The following is a 1376-nucleotide window of genomic DNA, read 5'->3' on the forward strand; positions in this document are numbered from 1 at the left end:
CACGAGATGCCTGTTTTGGTGCGTAATGGGCTGTTGGCATCCTTCCGCATTCCGGCATCGCATGGTTGATCTGCACCCTGATTTTGCATCGGGCGTTTTGATTGTTTTGGGCTTTGTCGGTTGGTGTTTCGGGGTGGGCGGGGCGGTTTATTCAGCGCAATATAGGCGATGGTGGAGCCAGTGCGTCAAATAGCAGCCGGATGAGACTTTGACGCGGACATGAGGCGGGCAGCGTCATGACGATCCGGGTTTTCTTCTCGACTATGGTGGCGGCCAGTTTGACCAGGTGCAGGCGCAGAGTATCGAACTGGGCATGCCGCCATTGGGATCGCTTCGGACACGCCGCGCGGAGGTTCCACCAGATCCAATAGGCACAGCCATGCAGCATGAGCCGCATCTGATTGGCCGATGCCTTGGTACAAGAGGTGCGGTCCGAGGCGAGATGGGTCTTCCATCCCTTGATGTGGTTCTCGGCCTGACCGCGGGCAGAATAGACCTTCTCGTAAAGATGCTTGCCGCGCCCTCCGTCCAGATTGGTCACGATGTAGCGGGTGTCCCGCCCCCGGGAGCTCACCTCTACCCGGGCCACTACGCGGCGGGCTTTTGACCAGGACCCGGCGGCATAGGCGAATGTCTTGAACCGCCGGACCTTCTGGCCACCATTGCGCGTGTAGCGGACTGCCGTCGAGGCTTCCAAGGCCTGAACCTGTTCGTGGAGGCGAGAATTGCGGCTCAGGCCGAAGATATAGCGCAGGTCCCGCTTGTCACACAGATCAAGCACCTCAGGCGTGCAGTAATGGCTGTCAGCCCGCAACAAAATCTCGGTCTTGGGCCAGTGCTTGCGGACCTCTCGGATCAACCGGCGCAGATGCGCTGCACTCTCAGTTCCTTTGGGGCGTCGTGCCGGGCGGAGCAGGGCCCCGACCAGTCGGCCGTCTCCGTCAAAGACAACGATAGGTTGGAAGCCATATTCATCATAGTAAGAGTTGAACAGACGCAACTGCTGATGCCCGTGAACTGCATCAAAGGTGTCGTCGATATCCAGCACGATCTGCCCGGGCACACGAGCAAAGGACTGGCAATAAAAACGGACCATCTCCCGTCCCATCCGGATCAGATCACGTCTTCCGGGCAGGTTCTCCATTCGCGAGATTGTGGGCTGGGAGCACAGGGCGGCACCCGTCTCCGGATTGCGCTCCAGAGCGATTTTGAAGGACGGATCATGCCGAAGATCTGCCGCGTCATTGCCGTCCTCATGCCCGGCCGCAATCATCATCATCCGGAACCGGATGATGTCTTCCAGGCTGTGCCGCACCTTCCCTGGGTCGCGTAGGTCCGTAAGGCAGGACGCCAGCACACCAGCCAATCCCAACCGA

General features: G+C 59.5%; 1 protein-coding gene. It reads right to left on the reverse strand.

The window, feature by feature from the left end; genetic code table 11:
* Positions 1-151: 151 nt before the first annotated feature.
* Positions 152-1376, reverse strand: a 1225-nt coding sequence (locus tag ACOI1H_RS25580) for an IS1380 family transposase (protein ID WP_422441138.1), incomplete at its 5' end; no start/stop codon positions are given.

This window comes from Loktanella sp. DJP18 (assembly GCF_049310965.1).
GTDB lineage: Bacteria > Pseudomonadota > Alphaproteobacteria > Rhodobacterales > Rhodobacteraceae > Loktanella.